General features: G+C 66.1%; 1 protein-coding gene. It reads left to right on the top strand.

Going from position 1 to position 448, the window contains the following annotated elements; all coding sequences use genetic code 11:
• Positions 1–11: 11 nt before the first annotated feature.
• The coding region (locus tag JWG43_RS18330; RefSeq protein ID WP_205244367.1) for a major capsid protein at positions 12–448 on the top strand (437 nt) is incomplete at its 3' end.

Genomic DNA, 448 nt, shown 5'->3' on the forward strand with positions numbered 1-448 from the left:
ACGGTCTGGCCATGCGCTACCCGGCCAGCGATGCCGAGAACGTGCTGGATGCCGGTGGCCGCGACGGCGGCTGCACGTCGCTCTGGCTGGTCTCCTGGGGACCGCAGTCCGTGCACGGCATCTACCCCAAGGGCAGCCGCGGCGGCCTTTCCCACGAAGACCTCAAGACCTACATGGCGCAGGACGATAACGGCCGCAAATATCAGGTCACGGGCGACAAATACAACTGGCGCTGCGGTCTGGCCGTGCGCGACTGGCGCGGGGTGGTGCGCATCGCCAACGTGCCCGTGGCCGCGCTGGGCAAGCGAAAGGGCGAGGAAGGTTTCGTGGACCTGCAGAAGCTGACCATCGAAGCCAAGAACCGCATGCCCCAGCATCTGCGCCAGAAAGCCGTCTGGTACGCCAACGCCGATGTGCTCACCGCGCTGGAACTCCAGAACTCCGATGC

Source organism: Desulfobulbus alkaliphilus (assembly GCF_016918545.1).
Taxonomy (GTDB): Bacteria; Desulfobacterota; Desulfobulbia; order Desulfobulbales; family Desulfobulbaceae; genus Desulfobulbus; species Desulfobulbus alkaliphilus.